Source organism: Gemmatimonadota bacterium (assembly GCA_009838845.1).
Classification (GTDB): Bacteria; Latescibacterota; UBA2968; order UBA2968; family UBA2968; genus VXRD01.
In genome coordinates, this window is sequence record VXRD01000084.1 from 1 (window position 1) to 16,999 (window position 16,999).

General features: G+C 51.2%; 15 protein-coding genes. 6 read left to right on the plus strand and 9 right to left on the minus strand.

Annotated features, from left to right (window positions below):
* From F4Y39_10695 to F4Y39_10725, 7 genes are all read right to left on the minus strand, one after another.
* On the minus strand, nucleotides 1-547 hold a 547-nt coding region (locus F4Y39_10695), incomplete at its 3' end, for a hypothetical protein (protein ID MYC14181.1).
* A 231-nt stretch (nucleotides 548-778) separates the two neighbouring features.
* On the minus strand, nucleotides 779-1,471 hold the full coding sequence (locus F4Y39_10700) for an ABC transporter ATP-binding protein (protein MYC14182.1): 693 nt from the start codon (nucleotides 1,469-1,471) through the stop codon (nucleotides 779-781).
* Entirely contained in the window at nucleotides 1,468-1,839 is a 372-nt protein-coding gene (locus F4Y39_10705) for a GntR family transcriptional regulator (protein MYC14183.1), read from the minus strand. Before F4Y39_10705 ends, F4Y39_10700 begins: the two co-directional genes overlap by 4 nt.
* A 41-nt stretch (nucleotides 1,840-1,880) precedes the next feature.
* Nucleotides 1,881-2,636, minus strand: a complete 756-nt coding sequence (locus F4Y39_10710) for a hypothetical protein (protein ID MYC14184.1) — start codon at nucleotides 2,634-2,636, stop codon at nucleotides 1,881-1,883.
* Nucleotides 2,637-2,783: 147 nt separating this feature from the next.
* Nucleotides 2,784-4,400: a hypothetical protein gene (locus tag F4Y39_10715; GenBank protein ID MYC14185.1), complete on the minus strand. Its 1,617-nt coding sequence runs from the start codon at nucleotides 4,398-4,400 to the stop codon at nucleotides 2,784-2,786.
* Nucleotides 4,401-4,643: 243 nt separating this feature from the next.
* Nucleotides 4,644-6,020: an amino acid ABC transporter substrate-binding protein gene (locus F4Y39_10720; GenBank protein MYC14186.1), complete on the minus strand. Its 1,377-nt coding sequence runs from the start codon at nucleotides 6,018-6,020 to the stop codon at nucleotides 4,644-4,646.
* Nucleotides 6,021-6,184: 164 nt separating this feature from the next.
* Nucleotides 6,185-6,382, minus strand: a complete 198-nt coding sequence (locus tag F4Y39_10725; protein ID MYC14187.1) for a hypothetical protein — start codon at nucleotides 6,380-6,382, stop codon at nucleotides 6,185-6,187.
* 320 nt (nucleotides 6,383-6,702) lie between these two features.
* On the opposite strand from F4Y39_10725, the gene F4Y39_10730 reads away from it, so the two are divergent.
* The 6 genes from F4Y39_10730 to F4Y39_10755 all read left to right on the plus strand — a co-directional run bounded on the left by F4Y39_10730 (nucleotide 6,703) and on the right by F4Y39_10755 (nucleotide 14,810).
* Complete coding sequence (locus F4Y39_10730; GenBank protein ID MYC14188.1) at nucleotides 6,703-8,064, plus strand: 3' terminal RNA ribose 2'-O-methyltransferase Hen1; 1,362 nt, start codon at nucleotides 6,703-6,705, stop codon at nucleotides 8,062-8,064.
* Nucleotides 8,065-8,067: 3 nt separating this feature from the next.
* Nucleotides 8,068-10,605 carry a polynucleotide kinase-phosphatase gene (locus F4Y39_10735; protein MYC14189.1) on the plus strand — a complete coding sequence of 846 codons (2,538 nt, stop codon included), beginning with the start codon at nucleotides 8,068-8,070 and terminating at the stop codon, nucleotides 10,603-10,605.
* A 17-nt stretch (nucleotides 10,606-10,622) separates the two neighbouring features.
* The gene (locus tag F4Y39_10740; protein ID MYC14190.1) at nucleotides 10,623-11,783 is read left to right on the plus strand and encodes a hypothetical protein; all 1,161 of its coding nucleotides are present in this window, start codon (nucleotides 10,623-10,625) and stop codon (nucleotides 11,781-11,783) included.
* A gap of 59 nt (nucleotides 11,784-11,842) precedes the next feature.
* Nucleotides 11,843-13,132, plus strand: a complete 1,290-nt coding sequence (locus F4Y39_10745) for a sulfatase-like hydrolase/transferase (GenBank protein MYC14191.1) — start codon at nucleotides 11,843-11,845, stop codon at nucleotides 13,130-13,132.
* 39 nt (nucleotides 13,133-13,171) lie between these two features.
* The gene (locus F4Y39_10750) at nucleotides 13,172-13,933 is read left to right on the plus strand and encodes an aldolase (GenBank protein MYC14192.1); all 762 of its coding nucleotides are present in this window, start codon (nucleotides 13,172-13,174) and stop codon (nucleotides 13,931-13,933) included.
* Nucleotides 13,934-14,408: 475 nt separating this feature from the next.
* Nucleotides 14,409-14,810: a hypothetical protein gene (locus tag F4Y39_10755; GenBank protein MYC14193.1), complete on the plus strand. Its 402-nt coding sequence runs from the start codon at nucleotides 14,409-14,411 to the stop codon at nucleotides 14,808-14,810.
* 506 nt (nucleotides 14,811-15,316) lie between these two features.
* Here F4Y39_10755 and F4Y39_10760 read toward each other — a convergent pair.
* Nucleotides 15,317-15,502, minus strand: coding sequence for a hypothetical protein (locus F4Y39_10760; GenBank protein ID MYC14194.1), 186 nt, complete (start codon nucleotides 15,500-15,502; stop codon nucleotides 15,317-15,319).
* A gap of 418 nt (nucleotides 15,503-15,920) precedes the next feature.
* Nucleotides 15,921-16,991, minus strand: coding sequence for a pentapeptide repeat-containing protein (locus tag F4Y39_10765; protein MYC14195.1), 1,071 nt, complete (start codon nucleotides 16,989-16,991; stop codon nucleotides 15,921-15,923).
* Nucleotides 16,992-16,999: the final 8 nt, after the last annotated feature.

The following is a 16,999-nucleotide window of genomic DNA, read 5'->3' on the forward strand; positions in this document are numbered from 1 at the left end:
TTACAATACCAAAAATAAACATCATATAAGTCGCAAGCTCCAAACTCGCTACCAGAACAAAATCAAAAAACAGCATACGCTCTACTCCAAATATAACTCTATATATAAACTTAGACTCTGCCTCTCCCAACAAGTCGGCAACATGCGCTATCGACAAATACACACTGCCAATAACAATCCCACCACCCACAAAGCCTACACTCGCAACCGCAGCGATCTTTGCCAAAATCACCGTATATTGCGACAACGGCAGCGCAAACATCTGATAATGCGTTTCTGATCGCCACTCGGAGCTGAAGGTGTATGCCAGAAAAAAGGGCAGACTCAGAACGAGGATAGTTTTTGTCAGACTGATGGGCAACGTAACGGTTATCAGAAATTTGATGATCGTCCCCATCTGTTCTTGTGCAACAAGCTGTTCTTGCGAAACATTTGCCACCTTCATAAGCCCATAAGCATTTATCCCAGCAATCAAAAGAAGCAAAAACAGAAAAAGGATTTTATTTGCCTTAAGTTCCTTCACGTATAATGCAAAAAATGGTTTCATGTCACGATTCCAGGTAAAGGTGGAAAATGATGTTGCATCCCGAAGACGGGCGGACGGCTAAAAACCTTCTGGATCGCGGCTCAAAAACATGCCGCGATGACAAAGCCTGCCCCTGCATGTTCTAACCAGGGGGACCGTCCCCTACAACAGGATAGTACCAAACCCTACATTACCGGGCGGGCACGGGGGCGTCGCCCCTACATTGATGGAAGGACGTAGAGAGACACCCTCCTACATCGCCACCATCTCAAACATCTCCGAAAGCGACTCCCCGCGTTCTTCTCTCAGCGCATCTGCATTGCCAGAAAGCGCGATCTCGCCCTCTTTCATAAACATCACATCCTCGATAAACTCGCCCACTTCGTGGACCAGATGCGTCGAAATCAAAATTGTCTGCTCCCCAAATCGAAACTCGCTAAACAACGCTTCCACAATGCGTTTGCGCGACGGGGGATCAATGCCGGACAGCGGCTCATCCATCAAAACAAGATCACTCGGCCAGGAAAACGCGCACACCACCTTGAGCCGTCCCTGTTGCCCCCGCGAAAGCGCACCCACCTTCTTATCGCCATCCAGCCCCATAAAACTCAGCAAACTGCGCGCCTTATCCATATCCCACATCGGATAAAAGCGCGCCAAAAATTCGACCTGCTCCATCACCTTCATCCAATCGTAAAACGGATTGACCTCCGTCAAATAAGCCACATGCTGTCGGGTCTTCACACTCACCTCTTGCCCCATCACCTCGGCGGATCCCCGCGACGGACGGGTCAAACCAGCCAGAATGCGGAACAAAGTACTCTTCCCACTCCCGTTCTCGCCCAACACACCTTGCACGCGCCCGCGCTCAACCTGAAAAGAAACACCGCGCAGTGCCCACGCGCCCGGATATCGCTTCCACATGTCTCGAACATCGATCATCATGTCAAATCCTCCTCTATCTTGCGCAACAAATCGGCAATTTGCTCGCTGGAAAGATCCAATTCGCCAACCTCTACAACAAACCGCGCAGCAGCGCTATGTGCCAACGCCCGCTTCTCATCCTCAATCTTTTTCCCATCCTCTGTCACAAACGAACCCTGCCCACGCCGCGTAAAAACAAACCCCTCTCGCTCAAGCTCTGCATAAGCCCGCGCCATCGTATTGGGATTCACGCCCATTTCCTTCGCCATATCCCGCACAGAAGGCAACTTTGACCCCGGCGAATAAACCCCGCGCACCGAACGCTTTTTGATCTCGCCGATAATTTGTAGATAAATAGGTGCATTCGGATCAAACTCATAAGGTGGCATACAAATGCCTCCTGACTTTTTTTACAGTCATAGATTGAACCTCATATTTCCGCGCGTTTTTCATACACAACAAGCCCAATAACCATAAAGATGACACCCATCAGAATGGTATAGACAAAAGGTGCCAACTCTATTTGCCCAGAAGGCGTGGGAGTAATTGAAATTTGCCCTAAAAAGTCTAATACAGTCGTCATTTGGTTGAAAAATCGAAAAAATAAAAACACAGCAATTGCAAAAAAAACAACCGCTGTCAATCCCCGATACCGCTTAACCGCAAATTTCACCCCCTCCATCCCAGTCACAACGCCGAGAATGAAAACCATATATGTCACGAGCGCCAAACCAGTTATAAAAACAAAATTCAAAAATCCTGTAACTTCTGTGTTATCAAATGCTATAATCTGTACGTCTGGCAAGTCGGCCAACACCCAAAAATACAGACCACCAATAACAATCCCACCACCTACAATACCCTTACTCGCAACCGCAGCGATTTTTGCCAGAATCATTGTGTATTGTGATACCGGCAGTGCAAACATCTGATAATGCGTTTCTGATTTCCACTCTGCATTGAAAGCATGTGCCAGCAAAAAGGGCAGACTGAGAACAAGGGTAAAAGGAGGAAGAAGAATAAAGAAGGACAACTTGAGAAATTCGCCGGATGCAATTTGTTGCGAAATATCTTCTATTTCGATAAATCCATAGATATTTATCCCCACAAGCAAAAGGAGCAAAAATAAAAAAAGGGTTTTATTCGCTTTGATCTCCTTCACATACAGCGCAAAAAATGGTTTCATTTCATACTCCTTTGAAATCGCGGTAGACTGGATCGCGGCTCAAGTTTGCCTCTGCATGCTTTAAGCAGGGGATAATACCGCGAGGACAACCAAAACCTTCTGGATCGCGGCTAAAATCCTGCCGCGATGACACTCTCTTCTCACATTTTACCCCTGACCTTCTTTCAACAATTCAAGAGCTGCGTTGATCAAAGGATCATCCTCTGGCTTATCGGGAAATTCAACGTGAACATCAGGTGATATACCCTTCCCTTCTAACGGCTCGCCATCGGGCGTCAAAGCCACCCACGACGGAAGAAACACAGTCACCTTATTTGCCAGGCGCATGGGTTTTGGATTGCCCGAACTACCGTAGGACTTCTCGCCCATCAGCGTGCATTGCGGTGCCTGCTTCATCATCAACAAAAACGCCTCGCAACTGCTCATATTGACCGGCCCCATCAAAACGACCGTGCGTCCTCGAAACCCGGGCCGAATCGGCTTCAGCGTTCGCGTCTTAATCTTGGAAAAACCAGAAGGACTGGAAGTGTCGCGATTGAGATGGCCAGCATATACCACAGATCGCTCGACAAATCGACCAGCTATCTTTTTTGCCAACCGCTCGTCGCCTCCGCCGTTGAATCGAATATCCAGAATCAGTGTATCATCGGGCGACAGTCCGTCGACCCATTTCTCGGCGGCCTCAATATTCCGCTCGATATTCCGGGCAGTCTGTTGTGACCAACTTCCAATCATCAGATACGCAGGTCCATCTGGAAACCTCCCGGTAGCCACCACCTGATTGAGGAATTGAAACTGAGGTACTGCTTTTTTTATTAAATCAAAGTCCACGTTGGGGCGAACGCTTCCGCTTCGTCGAAAGCTGGCGAAGGTTTCACCATCTGTATTGAGCAAGGTTGCCACCTTGATCCGGATATGAGCATCGCGGGCAACCTCAAGGAGTTGTCCGGCAAGAATGGCGAACTGGCGGGAAGTCTTCGCATTGACCAACCGAGACTCGAACTCGGCAAACCTGGCGTCCCAATCTATGCCCCGCAGATCGCGATGGGAATACTTCTCCTCAATGGCTGACCTCAACTGCATCAACGATTTCTGATTTTGGAGTTTTTTCTTTCGCGCGTTGGCGGGATCAGAACCCTCCCGGTGATCGCGAAGCAAAATAGGCAAGATGCGTTGAGCCTGTTCATGGTCTTGCTCGGCGGCCAGGCGAACCCACTTCACGGCTTCATCATCGTCTTTTGGAACACCCATACCCTCGTAATACATCACGCCAAGCCTGAATTGTGATCTGGGCAGTCCCAGATCCGCAGCCTTGCGATACCACTTTACAGCCTCTGTATTGTCTTGTTGCATACCCTCGCCTCTAAAATACATCAAGGCAAGGTTGTACTGTGCCTTTGTATCTTCTTGCTCAGCGGCCATGCGAAGCCATTTCTTGGCCTCCTTATAGTTTTTCAACACCGTCAAACCGAGGCGATACATTACACCAAGTCGGACTTGTGATTTAACATCTCCTTGCTCAGCAGCCATGCGAAACCATGTCGCTGCCTCTTCTCCATCTTGATCTACACCCTGACCTTTGTAATACATATAGCCAATGAAATACTGTGCTCCGGCATGGCCTTGCTCAGCAAGAGGTAGCAATTCTTTGAGTGCCGTCGCGTAGTCACCCCGGTTATAAGCCTTTCTACCGTCCTGATAATCCCCCCACGCCAATGGCGCGAGGATCAGACACAGCGAGAAAATAAAAAGCAAGCGTCGCATTTGCCCCTCCAATCGAGTGAAAAATCAGCAGTGTCTTAGTGTTCTACCTAAATAATACACTAACACGCATCAATTGTCAAACGAAAAAATAAAAAACTCCTCAAAACCCGAAGGCTCTGAGGAGTTAAATAGCGATCTATTGCCTGGATGATACACGGGACGGCGGCACAGGGCCTGCCCCGTAGTGGCTCTATACGAGGACCGTCCCCTACAACAACATACCGCGATGACAGCCAAATTATATCATCGCCCCTTCCACATCCTGGCCCGGGTTATGAAAACTGAGGGATCTTGCCGCCACTCTCCATAGCCGATGCGTTGGTCATCTGTCAGATAATTGATCTTATCATCAATACAGGCAGCCAAATCCGCATCTTCCACACCAAGCGTAAAGCCACCATACTCAACCGCCGAATCCAGCGCCGTCACCACAAACGCACCACCCGAAGCATGAACCGCATCGCGGTTGCCGATCTCTCCTCGCGCCAGGACATCTACCCTACCAGACGCAAGCGCACCCAGTAATTCCTCTTCCCCCAGATAAACCACCTGCGGCATCGTATCTACAGCCGGGAAAATGCGCTGCCTGCCCTCGAGGTTCGGCGACGCGCCAGCAGCAGTGATAAAAAAATTCGCACTCCCATCGGCGACCACCGTATCCGTCTGCGTTTCAACGCGCACACCCTCAGCGAGCACACCATCGGCATTGACCAGACCCGTCAGCACCAGTAAACGCGCCTCACCCGTCGTACTCGCCAGAACCCCCACGCGCACATCGCTCGTCAAATCGTCGTGACTCGCCCAGCGCGCCCCATCTTCGGCACGCACCAAAAGCGACTGCCGAAACACAATATGCCCCGAAGTAAAAGTCACCACCTGATTACCCATCTCATCGCGGGTTCGAGAATCCAGAATCGTAATACCACCGCCGACAACATCGTATTCCGGACCAGCCGACAGCAACCATATATTGGGCCATATATCAATACCTCGACGGGAAAACGACAACCCCGCACCATCCATAGCCTCAAGAGCCGTCAACAAATCCGCCTCATAACCCATATGCGTATTAAACCCGGCAGAATTCGGATCGGGATCTGCACTGGAACTAACCGGCGCGAAAAAAGCGAAAAAACCAAAATTGAGCACGCGATCCGCACAAGCCGACGACGGAGACATCCTCGTCACCTGCGCCCTCCCCCCAACGGGCAAATTGACCACCACCTCATCGCCGGCATTAATCGGAATACTCGACCATAAACCGATCACGCGCCCGTCCTGCGATACACGCGCCTGATAATAACCCGTCGCATCGCCCGCAATCTCCAACCGCATCCGACCATCTTCATCCGTCATTCCCGACCACGCATACTCTGCCACCTGCCCCGCAATAGAACGCGCAAACTCTACCATTGCACCACTCACCGGCCCATCATCCTGCTGCACAGAAGCCACCACCACAGCCCCTGACGCATTGTTTTCCACCGCCAACTTACTCAGCGGCTGTCCAACCTGCTCATCCACCTCCATCATCACCCGCTCACCACCACAGTGCCACATCAATCCAGCGACAAGGACCAGTACAACCACACTACCAAACCCTTTCATCATAACAATCATCCTTATACTAATTGGTCAGTCAAAAAAAATTAGCTAACATTTTTCTAATAGACTGGATTGCGGCTAAAATCATGCCGCAATGACAACCGTCGTTCGTCACGCCCCTGCTTAAGGCATACAGGAGCAGGCTCTGCATGTTTTAAGCAGGCGTCCACCAGATACACTCACTCATCTCTCTTGTGCTTCATCCTTTGATAGCGCGTCACCTGATTTTTATTTTTTACAAAAGCAACCACAACGATCACCACAAATACACCAATAGCCAACAGACTTCCCACCTCTTTTTTTGGATGATCCATCCACCACGCCAGAGCAATCACTGCCCCAACGGATATGCCAGCCATTACAATCTCGCGTATCATTTGCTCGCCCCTTCAAAAATGTAAATCCCTTCAAACCTCTTCGCATCCACCAAAAAATACACCATCAACAAATTTCAGTCCACACAAAAAGACTGACATAGGCACAGGCACAAGTAACACTATCATTTATATAATTTTATATATATCTTGAAACAGCACTCTAATGCACAACGTCAGTAATAACAAACAAAACCTCTAGATCGCGGCTCAACACCATGCCGCGATGACGAGGGCTATCACCCGTATAACACTTTATGGGGCAGGCTTTCACAGTGAACTGGTCTGGATTGCGACCAGTTGTAAACCGTTCCACACTTCACATGCTCTTAACCATCACAACCACATACAACCCCGCAACCGACCTGGGCTACCTGCTGCACAAACATCCTGGTCGCGCACAAACGTTTGACTTGTCTTTTGGTCGCGCACATGTATTTTATCCCGAAGCCACAGATAAAAAATGCACGGCTGCCCTATTGCTCGACCTCGACACCATTGGCCTCAAACGCCGTCGCCAAAACACCTTTGCATTTCGCGATTACGTCACAGATCGTCCCTATGTCGCCTCCTCGTTCACCAGCGTAGCCATCGCCCGCGTATTTGGCACCGCGCTCAAAGGCCAGTGCGCTGACCGACCTGACCTCGTCACCCGGCCCATCCCCTTGCGCGCGGAAATCCACGTTCTTCCTTGTCGCGGTGGCGACCAACTGCTCAACGACCTGTTTCAGCCATTGGGATATAAAGTCACAGCCAAACCGCACCACCTCGATGAAAAATTCTCAGAATGGGGGTACAGCCCGTATTACACCGTCGCACTCGAAGCGAACATCCCACTAAAAGACCTGCTCACCCATCTCTACGTCCTCATCCCCGTACTCGACGACGACAAACACTACTTCGTCAGCCAATCAGAAATCGACACCCTGATGCGCCGCGGCGAAGGCTGGTTATCAGACCATCCCAAACGCGACCTCATCATCGACCGATATCTCAGACACCAGCGCATCCTCACCCAAGAAGCCTATCGCCTTATGGATGAACAACCCTTAGAGCGCAATATCAAAGACAACGAACTCGTCGTCGAAAACAACCTCAGGCTGAACCAGCAACGGCACAATGCCGTACTCAAAGAACTCGAAATCAGCGGCGCACAACGCGTACTCGATCTCGGCTGCGGTGAAGGCCACTTCACACAAGTCCTGTCAGAACGCCCCCAATTCACCAAAATCCTCGGCATGGAAGTTTCACACCATGCCTTGAGCCGCGCTCACAAACGCCTCGAGCAACCCATACAGCGCAACCGCATCGAACTCATCCACGGATCGCTATTCTACCGCGACACGCGCCTCGACGGTTATGACGCCGCAGTACTCTTAGAAGTCGTCGAACATCTCGACCCATCGCGACTACCTGTCTTCGAACGCGTCTTATTCGAATATGCCCATCCCAACACCGTCATCATCACCACCCCAAACGCCGACTTCAACACGCGCTGGGAATCTCTTCCCGCCGGACAATTTCGCCATCCCGACCACCGATTCGAGTGGTCGCGCAAACAATTTCAACACTGGACACAAGGCATCGAAAAAAAATTCAACTACCACACAACAATCAAACCCATCGGTCCCGTAGATCCCGAAGCAGGTCCACCAACGCAAATGGCCGTATTTAATACAAAATAAACCATGAACATCACACTCCCCGAAATCTCCCTCGTCGTCCTCATCGGCGTATCTGGCTCTGGTAAATCCACATTTGCCAAAACCCACTTCAAACCGACCGAAGTCCTCTCCTCCGACTACTTCCGCGGACTCATCAGCGACGACGAAACCGATCAGACCATCACAAAAGAGGCATTTGAAACCCTCCACTACGTGGCAGCCAAACGCCTCGCCAATTACAAACTCACCGTTATCGACGCCACCAGCGTACAGGAAAGCGCCCGCAAACCCCTCGTCGCACTGGCCAAACAACATCACGTCTTCCCCATCGCCATCGTCCTCGACATGCCCGAAGACCTCTGCCGCGAGCGCAACAAACACCGCCCAGACCGCAACTTTGCGCATCGCGTTATCGCACAACAACGCCATCAACTCCGCCGCTCGTTCAGACGCCTCAAACGCGAGGGATTTCGCCGCATCTACACCCTGCGCTCAGAAGAGGAAATCCAGCGCGTGTGTGTCACACGCGAAAAAGTTTGGCCCAACCGCCGCGACGAACGCGGCCCCTTTGACATCATCGGCGATGTACACGGCTGTTACGACGAACTCCTCACGCTACTCGACAAACTCGGCTACGACATTCAGTCCAACCATATAGCACCACCGCCAGGGCGCAAAGCCATCTTTCTCGGCGACCTCGTAGATCGCGGTCCCAAAACACCCCAGGTGCTCGACCTCGTCATGCAAATGGTCGATTCCGGCGCCGCCCTCTGCATCCCCGGCAATCACGACACGCGCCTCGTTCGCGCGCTACAGGGCAAAAAGGTCAGACCCACTTATGGCCTTTCCGAAACCCTCGAACAGCTCGAATCATATCCCATTGAAGACCACAAACGCTATGCAAAATTCCTCGACAGCCTCGTCAGCCACTACATACTCGACGACGGCAACCTCATCGTTGCACACGCCGGAATGAAAGAAGAACTCGCCGGACGCACCTCGGGCACCGTGCGCGCCTTCGCGCTATATGGCGAAACCACGGGTGAAACCGACGAATTTGGCCTGCCCATCCGCCTCAACTGGGCGGCGCGATATCGCGGCACAGCCACCGTCGTCTATGGACACACCCCCGTATCCGATCCCGAATGGCTCAACAACACCATCAACATCGACACGGGCTGCGTCTATGGCGGCGCACTCACAGCCCTGCGCTATCCCGAAAAAGAATGCGTTTCCTTACCCGCGCTCAAAACATATAGCAAACCCTCGCGTCCTCTTACCTCTCAGACCACGCGCTCCGCACAGCAAACGCACGACGACATGCTCGACATCGCCGACGTCAGCGGCAAACGCGCTGTAGATACCTTTCTCATCCCGCGCATCACCATCCGCGAAGAACACGCCACAGCCGCACTCGAAATCATGAGCCGCTACGCCATCGACCCCAAATGGCTGATCTACCTGCCGCCGACCATGTCCCCATCAAAACCCAGTTCGCGTCCCAATATCCTCGAGCACCCCGATGAAGCTTATGCCTACTACCGGGAAAACAACATCACTCAGGTCATAGCAGAAGAAAAACACATGGGATCCCGCGCCATCGTCATCCTGTGCAAAAATGACGAAGTTGCCCGCACGCGTTTTGGCCTATCCGAACCCGCACCCGGCGCGTGCTATACCCGAACAGGCCGCTCCTTCTTTGACGATACAACCCTCGAAACCGCATTCCTTTCCCGTCTCCAAAATGCCGTCTCCAAAGCCGACCTCTGGAATGACCTCAACACCACATGGATAGCCCTCGACTGCGAACTCATGCCCTGGTCTGCGCGCGCACAACAACTATTGCAAGAACAATACGCAGCTGTCGGTGCCTCTGCCCGTGCCTCGCTCAACGCCACCATCGAGGCCCTCAACGCCACCGCGACCAACAACATCGACGTCGCCGATTGGCTCGCCAAATACAGAGCCAGTTCACAGCGCATCGACCACTACATCCACGCGTACCGCGCCTACTGCTGGCCCGTTCACAATCTCACAGACCTCAAACTCGCGCCCTTTCACATCCTCGCCACAGAAGGAAGCGTTCACCACAACCATCCACACACCTATCACATGGAAACCCTCTCAAAACTGTGTGTGGCTGATCCCGAACTCCTCCATGCCACGTCATACCGCGTCGTCGATCTCAACGACACACAAAGTTGTGCCAACACCACTGCATGGTGGAAAGAAAAAACAGCACAGGGCAGCGAGGGCATGGTCGTCAAACCCATAGATTTTATTGCGCAAAATAAAAAAGGCCGGCTGATCCAGCCCGCCATCAAATGCAGAGGACGCGAATACCTCCGCATCATCTACGGTCCCGAATACACCACCCTCGAAAATCTCGAAAAATTGCGCTGGCGCAATGTCAAAACCAAGCAATCCCTCGCCCTGCGCGAATTTGCCCTGGGCCTCGAAGCCCTCAGCCGCTTCGTTCAAAACGAGCCCCTGCGCCGCATCCACGAATGCGTCTTTGGCGTCCTCGCGCTCGAAACAGAGCCCGTGGATCCGCGGCTGTAGTCAGGAGGAGGTCGCAAATGTTTTTCAAAAAAGCATTTCTATTTGTTACCACCCTTGCATTGCTGGCCCTTGTGAGTCAAGCCTCTGCTGGTCCAAATGCAAATGCTACGCTATCGCTCGATCTCATTCCCGATGGTGGACCGGGCAACCAGACAGATGATGGCGTTACTTCAGGTACTATCTCTGGACAGGGCACAAAAATTGCTATTGAAGTCTTCGCAAAAGGTGTGAGCACACCTCTCGCTGGCGTAGTCGTCATATTCGATTTTGATCCTGCTATTTTGACTTTTGACAAAGCCGAAAACAGTGCGTTCGCCTTTGTTGTTCCAGAACCAGACTCGACTGGCACAAACTTCGCATCTGCTACCCTTGTCACCCTGCCGGAATCCGGTTTTGTAGCACGCGCTGAATTTACCACTGCAGTGGATGTAACGGATAAGGCATTTACCCTTGGCATTAAAATGGTTACACTTGCTCAAAGCGTGGCATTGATCGACGAAATCACAACGACAAATATCATATCGTTTAACGAGCCTACAATTGGCGAATTTGAAGGCATGCTACTCCACCTCGACACACAAATTGAAACACCCGCTGTACAGAACAACAGACTGATCATACCCGAACAAACAGCAGGCGATACGATACAATTCCAACTCTTTGTTCCAATGGCTGCAGACAAACAAACTTATGGTTACGAAATAGAACTCGACCTGCCAGACAAGACATTTTTCGACTACATCGGCAACATATCGGGCACGAGTTTTACAGGTGCCTCCCTGCGCCAAACACCGGACCGTCCTGTCCTATCGGCACTGCTCATCTCTACCCCTGCTGTGCCAGCCAATGGTTATCTCGGTCAAATTGACCTGCAAGTGACCAACACCCTTGCACCAGAAACAACGCTCATTGTCAAAACCACTTTAATGGCCGACCTCAGTGGACAACAGGACTCATTGGATGTGTCCAACGCCGTGATCACTATTGCTATCATTTCCGGCGATTTCGATGGCGACCACGACGTTGACTTTTCCGATTTTCTCGCCTTTACCGGCGTTTTTGGATTATCATCATCAGATGCCAATTACGATGCCCGTATGGATATGAACGACGATGGTGTCATTAACTTTTCCGATTTTCTCATCTTTGTTAGCGTCTTTGGCACCACATACTCATAGATGAAACCAGATTTTTTTTAACCATCGAGCTACCGCTCACTTTCAAAAAAGGATATCTCATGCCAGATCGTCCCAATATTCTCTTCATCATCACCGATCAGCAATACGCCGGGGCCATGTCCTGTGCGGGCAACCCCGACGTACACACTCCAAATATGGACAGCCTCGCCGAAACCGGCGTGCGCTTCACCCGCGCCTATTGCACGCATCCCCTGTGCGGTCCCCAGCGCGCCAGCTATATGACGGGCCTCTACCCCCATCAAAACGGCGCCACGAGCAACGGCACCCCGATCAAAGCCGAATACAAAGGCAAAACCCTCGGCAACTTTCTCAAAAACGCGGGTTATGACTGCGCCCTCTCGGGCAAATGGCACGTCCCGGGCACCACACCCGAAGAAAGCGGCCTCGAAGTCATCTGCGGCAACCGCGACGACGAAGTGCCCCTTTGCGCCATCGAATTTATGAAACGCGACCGCGACAACCCCTTCTTCCTCATCGCGTCATTCCTCAATCCCCACGACATCTGCCAGGTCGCCCGCAGTCAGCCGCTTCCGCAAGGTCCCGTGCCAGAACCCGCAACCATAGAAGAATGTCCCAACCTGCCCGCGAACTTCGCCATCCCACCCTATTCACCAGACATTTTGCAAATGCTGCGACAGGCCAACCGCCGCGTCTATCCCACTATCGAATACACCGAAGACGACTGGCGACACCTCCGCTTCCTCTATTACCGCCTGTGCGAAAAAGTCGATGCCGAAATCGGCGTCCTCCTCAACGGCTTGCGCGACCTGGACCTCGAAGACGATACGTACATCGTCTTCACCTCAGATCACGGCGACGGGCACGGCGCACACAATTGGAATCAAAAAACCAGCCTCTACGAAGAAGTCATCAACATCCCATTCATCATCAGCCACAAAGGCGTCACGCAACCCGGCGGCGTCAACAACACACACCTCGTCTCCCTCGGCCTCGACCTGCTGCCCACATTGTGCGACATCGGCGGTGCGAGCATACCCGATGGCCTCGACGGATTGAGCCTGCGGTCTCTCGCAGAAGGCAACACATCCGGCGAATGGCGCGACGACCTCGTCGTTGAAACCATTATCGACCTCGGATCTGGTCCAGGCGGTAGCGGTGCTTCGCGCGCCGTCCTCACCGACCGCTACAAATACAGCGCCTTTCCCATGGGCCGCCACCGCGAACAACTCATCGACCTCCAGGACGACCCCGGCGAAATGGTCAACCTCGCCGTCAACGCGCGTTTCAAAAATGAACTCGACGACCACCGCCGCCGCCTGCGCGACTGGTGCGAAAAAACAAATGATAGGTCTTTTACAGGTGTATAGTTTTACCGCTTAAATCTTTACCTTAACAGGAGTTCCAAAATGGCCGAAAACCTGCTGAAAAACAAACTCTCCAATGGCGGCGTTGCCATCGGACCCTTCGTCAACCTCAGCTCTGGCGCGCTCATCGAAATCGCGGCATACAGCGGATTTGACTTTGTCATCCTCGACACCGAACACGGGCCGCTCGACATTCCCACCTGCGAAGACCTCTGCCGCGTTGCACACGGCGTCGATATCACGCCCATAGTCAGAGTGCGAGAAAACGATCCCGCACAGATCCTGCGCGCCCTCGACATAGGCGCTGGCGGCGTACAGGTACCGCAAATCTGCAACAAAGCCGATGCAGAAGCCGTTGTGCGGGCAGCCAAATACTCACCGCTGGGCATGCGGGGCGTCTCGCCCTATACCCGAGCAGCCCGTTATTTTGCAGATGGTGGCGCCATATTTGAACGCCTCAATGCCTCATCGATGATACTCATCCACATCGAAGGCGTAGAAGGCCTTGAAAACCTCGAAGAAATCATCTCCGTTCCAGGTCTCGACGTCATCTTCCTGGGACCTTATGACCTGTCGCAATCTCTCGGCATACCCGGCCAGGTCAACGACCCGCGCGTGGTTGACCGAATGCGCGAAGCCGCAAACTTAATCAACGACGCCGGACTCACCGTCGGCACATTTGCCGACTCTCCCGAAGCCGCCAACCGCTGGATCGACGCGGGCGTGGGCTACATCTCGCTCTCCGTTGACACGGGCATCTACCTCTACGGCTGCCGCCACATCCTTCAAGAAATCCGCACCTGACCCACCATTTAAAAAAAAGAAAAAGGAGATACCGTCTGGTATCTCCTTATTTTATTCAATTCTTGACATCACCCTTGTAATCCGCCATAATTGCTATAATAGGGAAAGGATAGACAGACGATGACCCCTATTTACGCATATTTTGAATTAGTCAGGCTTGGAAAGCTGTGGTTTGAATCATGCTAATCAATCGAATCTCTGAAAGCCCCTTATTAATCCGTGAAGGTAGAAAAACGCTAAAATCTCTCCAGGGAGAAATTAAGAAAATTACCGATCAGCTAAAAAAGGGAAATATGAACCCGGGTATAGGCAATAAATACATTGGAGGGGGTATTGCCGAATCGCGTACCCGTGGGGGTGCAAGGGTCTATTGGAGAATCAGAGAAGGCCAGACTGAGATTTTAGGCGTCTCTGGCAAAGACAACCAACAGAGGGTGGTCAATGAAGTTTTACAGCGTTTTGGAGGTCAATAGCGATGGATAAGCCTTACACGATTGTTCAACGTGACAAGTACAAATTGACGATTTATCGCGGGATTGCGCCCCTGGGTTCCAACAACGATAACGTCGATGTTCAAGTCACCTTTCCCAATGGCGAGCGTTTCTCTGCTGTCTTCTTTACCCTTCGTAATATCGAAGCCTTGATGAGGCGGTATAAAAAAACTGGAGAGTGTGCGGATGGCCTGTATTTTGGGGCATCTGACATGATAATTGTCGAAAGCCTGACCGAAAAGACCATCTGTAAGACCATTGACCATTTATTGGCAGAGGACGAGTTTGGGTACATTTTTTCAAAAAATGAAGATCCCAAAGATGTTTCTTCCGAAGAGGGAGATAAACTCTTCGAATGCTTTGACGAATCTCTCAAAAAGTTCTGAATCTAATGAAAAGGATAGACAGACGATGACCCCAAGAAAAAAATAAATTATAAAGGAGCTTAAACCTGGTTGGTTGAGGAGGTTTTTCGGCAACAGAGCAAACGCCCCATTCAATATCTCAGGCTTTCTACTCATTGTGCTATTGCTATCCGGGATTGTAATGATATTTCTGCCTTATGAGGATCCCAATGCCCTTAGCGTGACCCCAAAAGAATACTGGGAGATCATCGTTCCCCTCGTAACCCTGATATTGGGCTACATGTTTGGCGAGCGCAGCAACGGAGACTAATCGCGTCCAAATGCGCGTGCCAAAAGCCCCAGGACACGCGCTGAAAGAGCAGATGAAATACAGAAAGGAGATACCGCTTGGTATCTCCCTTTTTTATTCTACAAATATCGCAAGTACAACCAACTAATCGGACGCCTCATTTACGACAAATTGGTGCAGTGCCGATGAATCGGTCGCTACCTCCTGAGTAGAAAGACCAAGATATTCCAGAGCGTACTTATAGCAGGGGCCTGAAGATTCTTTCAACATAAATTTTCTCTGTCACCTTTTTGTCTTCGTCCTGTGTCCGAACAACACTTTGTAAAATGAGCAGTAAGGCATCCAGATTCTGGTCTTCGTCATAAGTCTCCAGGGCGACATCAATATACTCATCTGCATACCTGGAATCTTTGAGTTTTGGCATCAGATAATCTTCAAATGGACGACTTCGGCGTCACGCCAAGAGTAACAGATGAATATCATGCGTCACCATACGAGTGCAGCCTGGAGATTGTCCGTCGTCTGAGTAGCGGCGATTCCCGCAATGACTTCGGTGAGAAACACAAAGAGAGAAATGACCCAAAGCGGTGTCATCTTAGCAGGTAGCTTCGCATTTGTAATTGGACTCGTAGCCATAGTTTATTTTGTTTTATACTAACATAGAAATATCTGTAATCACAACTTGTCAGGTGTCGTCCTGTGCTAAAAAATATATCCCAATACACCCAGTGGTGTCAACCCGCTTTTGCGTGCTCTACACGCATTGGGCAAGAAGAATGGCGTAGCGCATTGTGGGTAAGCCACTGCCATAGATACTCTCAGACCAACTGGACCAGCATCCCCTACATCCCCCAAAACTTCTGCCATTGTTTAATAGCCTCCTCTCGACTTCCCCAGTGCGGGGGCCGAATCACGTCATTGGGCAGGGATGTTTTTTCATCTCCAAATGCTTCTTTGAGCATCTCGGTCTTTAAACCTTTTGAATCTTGGGGGCGGACTTCATAACGGAATGCCTGCAATAGACCAACTTTCGAAAAGTTAGCACCCGATAGATTGGCTCTCCAAAGGCGAGCATTAGATAGATCGGCTCCCAAAAGGTCAGCATTAGATAGATTGAGATTGGCTTCCCAAAAGACTACGTTCGAAAGGTTAGCACCCGATAGATCGGCCAATCTTAGATTAGTGCCTTTACGTGCAAGCCCCCCGCTCTTGTTCCAGAGCGTCGCCCCCTGAAAGTTTACCCCGGTGAAGTCCGGTTGGGTCTCATTTTCGCTCGTGCTGGTCCAGTGGCGGTTCTGTTCCCGACGGCTCAGTACTATCAAGACCGCTGCCACATCGGAGCGATCCGCTGGAGGATTTTTACTCAGGGACTCAATCCACTCTTGCCATGCCCGATTGAATTCTTCCCCGCTCGAGTCATCGTCATTAAAAGGTTTTGGATCGCGGCAGTGCTCGCGGATATAGGCGGCGAGTGTTTCAATGATGGGGCCATAATCACGCTCGCTGTCCTTTGCAAGCCGTTCCAGGGAATAGATTGCGCCGATCCGTATTTCAAGGGCAGGTTCAGGCTCCTTGCCAGGTACTTCACGGACTGCGCCAAGCTGCTCCACTGCTTTGGTGAAAAGCTCGGTGTAATGGCTTTCTTGACTGATTTGTGTTTGCTTGTCCGCGAGTATTGTGCGCCAGACCAGAAAAGGCACACCATACCAAGCTGCGAGGACCAGCATAATTGTCCGCACATGGTTGAATAAATTTTGCGGCGATCCTTCTTCCTGCCATGAACTGATCCAATTTGGGTTCCAGTACAGTAGAATTAACGGTAATAACATCCAAATAAGGACAATAATCTTGACCAACCAGGGCCATTTTTTCCAAAACCCTCTTTTTCTGTTTTCATGCTCTCCAGCATTCATAATTCAAT

Coding starts and splice junctions, on each gene's coding strand:
- F4Y39_10765 (MYC14195.1), bottom strand. CDS start 16,991: ATGAATGCTGGAGAGCATGAAAACAGAAAAAGAGGGTTTTGGAAAAAA.
- F4Y39_10760 (MYC14194.1), bottom strand. CDS start 15,502: ATGCCAAAACTCAAAGATTCCAGGTATGCAGATGAGTATATTGATGTC.
- F4Y39_10750 (MYC14192.1), top strand. CDS start 13,172: ATGGCCGAAAACCTGCTGAAAAACAAACTCTCCAATGGCGGCGTTGCC.
- F4Y39_10720 (MYC14186.1), bottom strand. CDS start 6,020: ATGATTGTTATGATGAAAGGGTTTGGTAGTGTGGTTGTACTGGTCCTT.
- F4Y39_10735 (MYC14189.1), top strand. CDS start 8,068: ATGAACATCACACTCCCCGAAATCTCCCTCGTCGTCCTCATCGGCGTA.
- F4Y39_10700 (MYC14182.1), bottom strand. CDS start 1,471: ATGATGATCGATGTTCGAGACATGTGGAAGCGATATCCGGGCGCGTGG.
- F4Y39_10725 (MYC14187.1), bottom strand. CDS start 6,382: ATGATACGCGAGATTGTAATGGCTGGCATATCCGTTGGGGCAGTGATT.
- F4Y39_10705 (MYC14183.1), bottom strand. CDS start 1,839: ATGCCACCTTATGAGTTTGATCCGAATGCACCTATTTATCTACAAATT.
- F4Y39_10710 (MYC14184.1), bottom strand. CDS start 2,636: ATGAAACCATTTTTTGCGCTGTATGTGAAGGAGATCAAAGCGAATAAA.
- F4Y39_10740 (MYC14190.1), top strand. CDS start 10,623: ATGTTTTTCAAAAAAGCATTTCTATTTGTTACCACCCTTGCATTGCTG.
- F4Y39_10730 (MYC14188.1), top strand. CDS start 6,703: ATGCTCTTAACCATCACAACCACATACAACCCCGCAACCGACCTGGGC.
- F4Y39_10715 (MYC14185.1), bottom strand. CDS start 4,400: ATGCGACGCTTGCTTTTTATTTTCTCGCTGTGTCTGATCCTCGCGCCA.
- F4Y39_10755 (MYC14193.1), top strand. CDS start 14,409: ATGGATAAGCCTTACACGATTGTTCAACGTGACAAGTACAAATTGACG.
- F4Y39_10745 (MYC14191.1), top strand. CDS start 11,843: ATGCCAGATCGTCCCAATATTCTCTTCATCATCACCGATCAGCAATAC.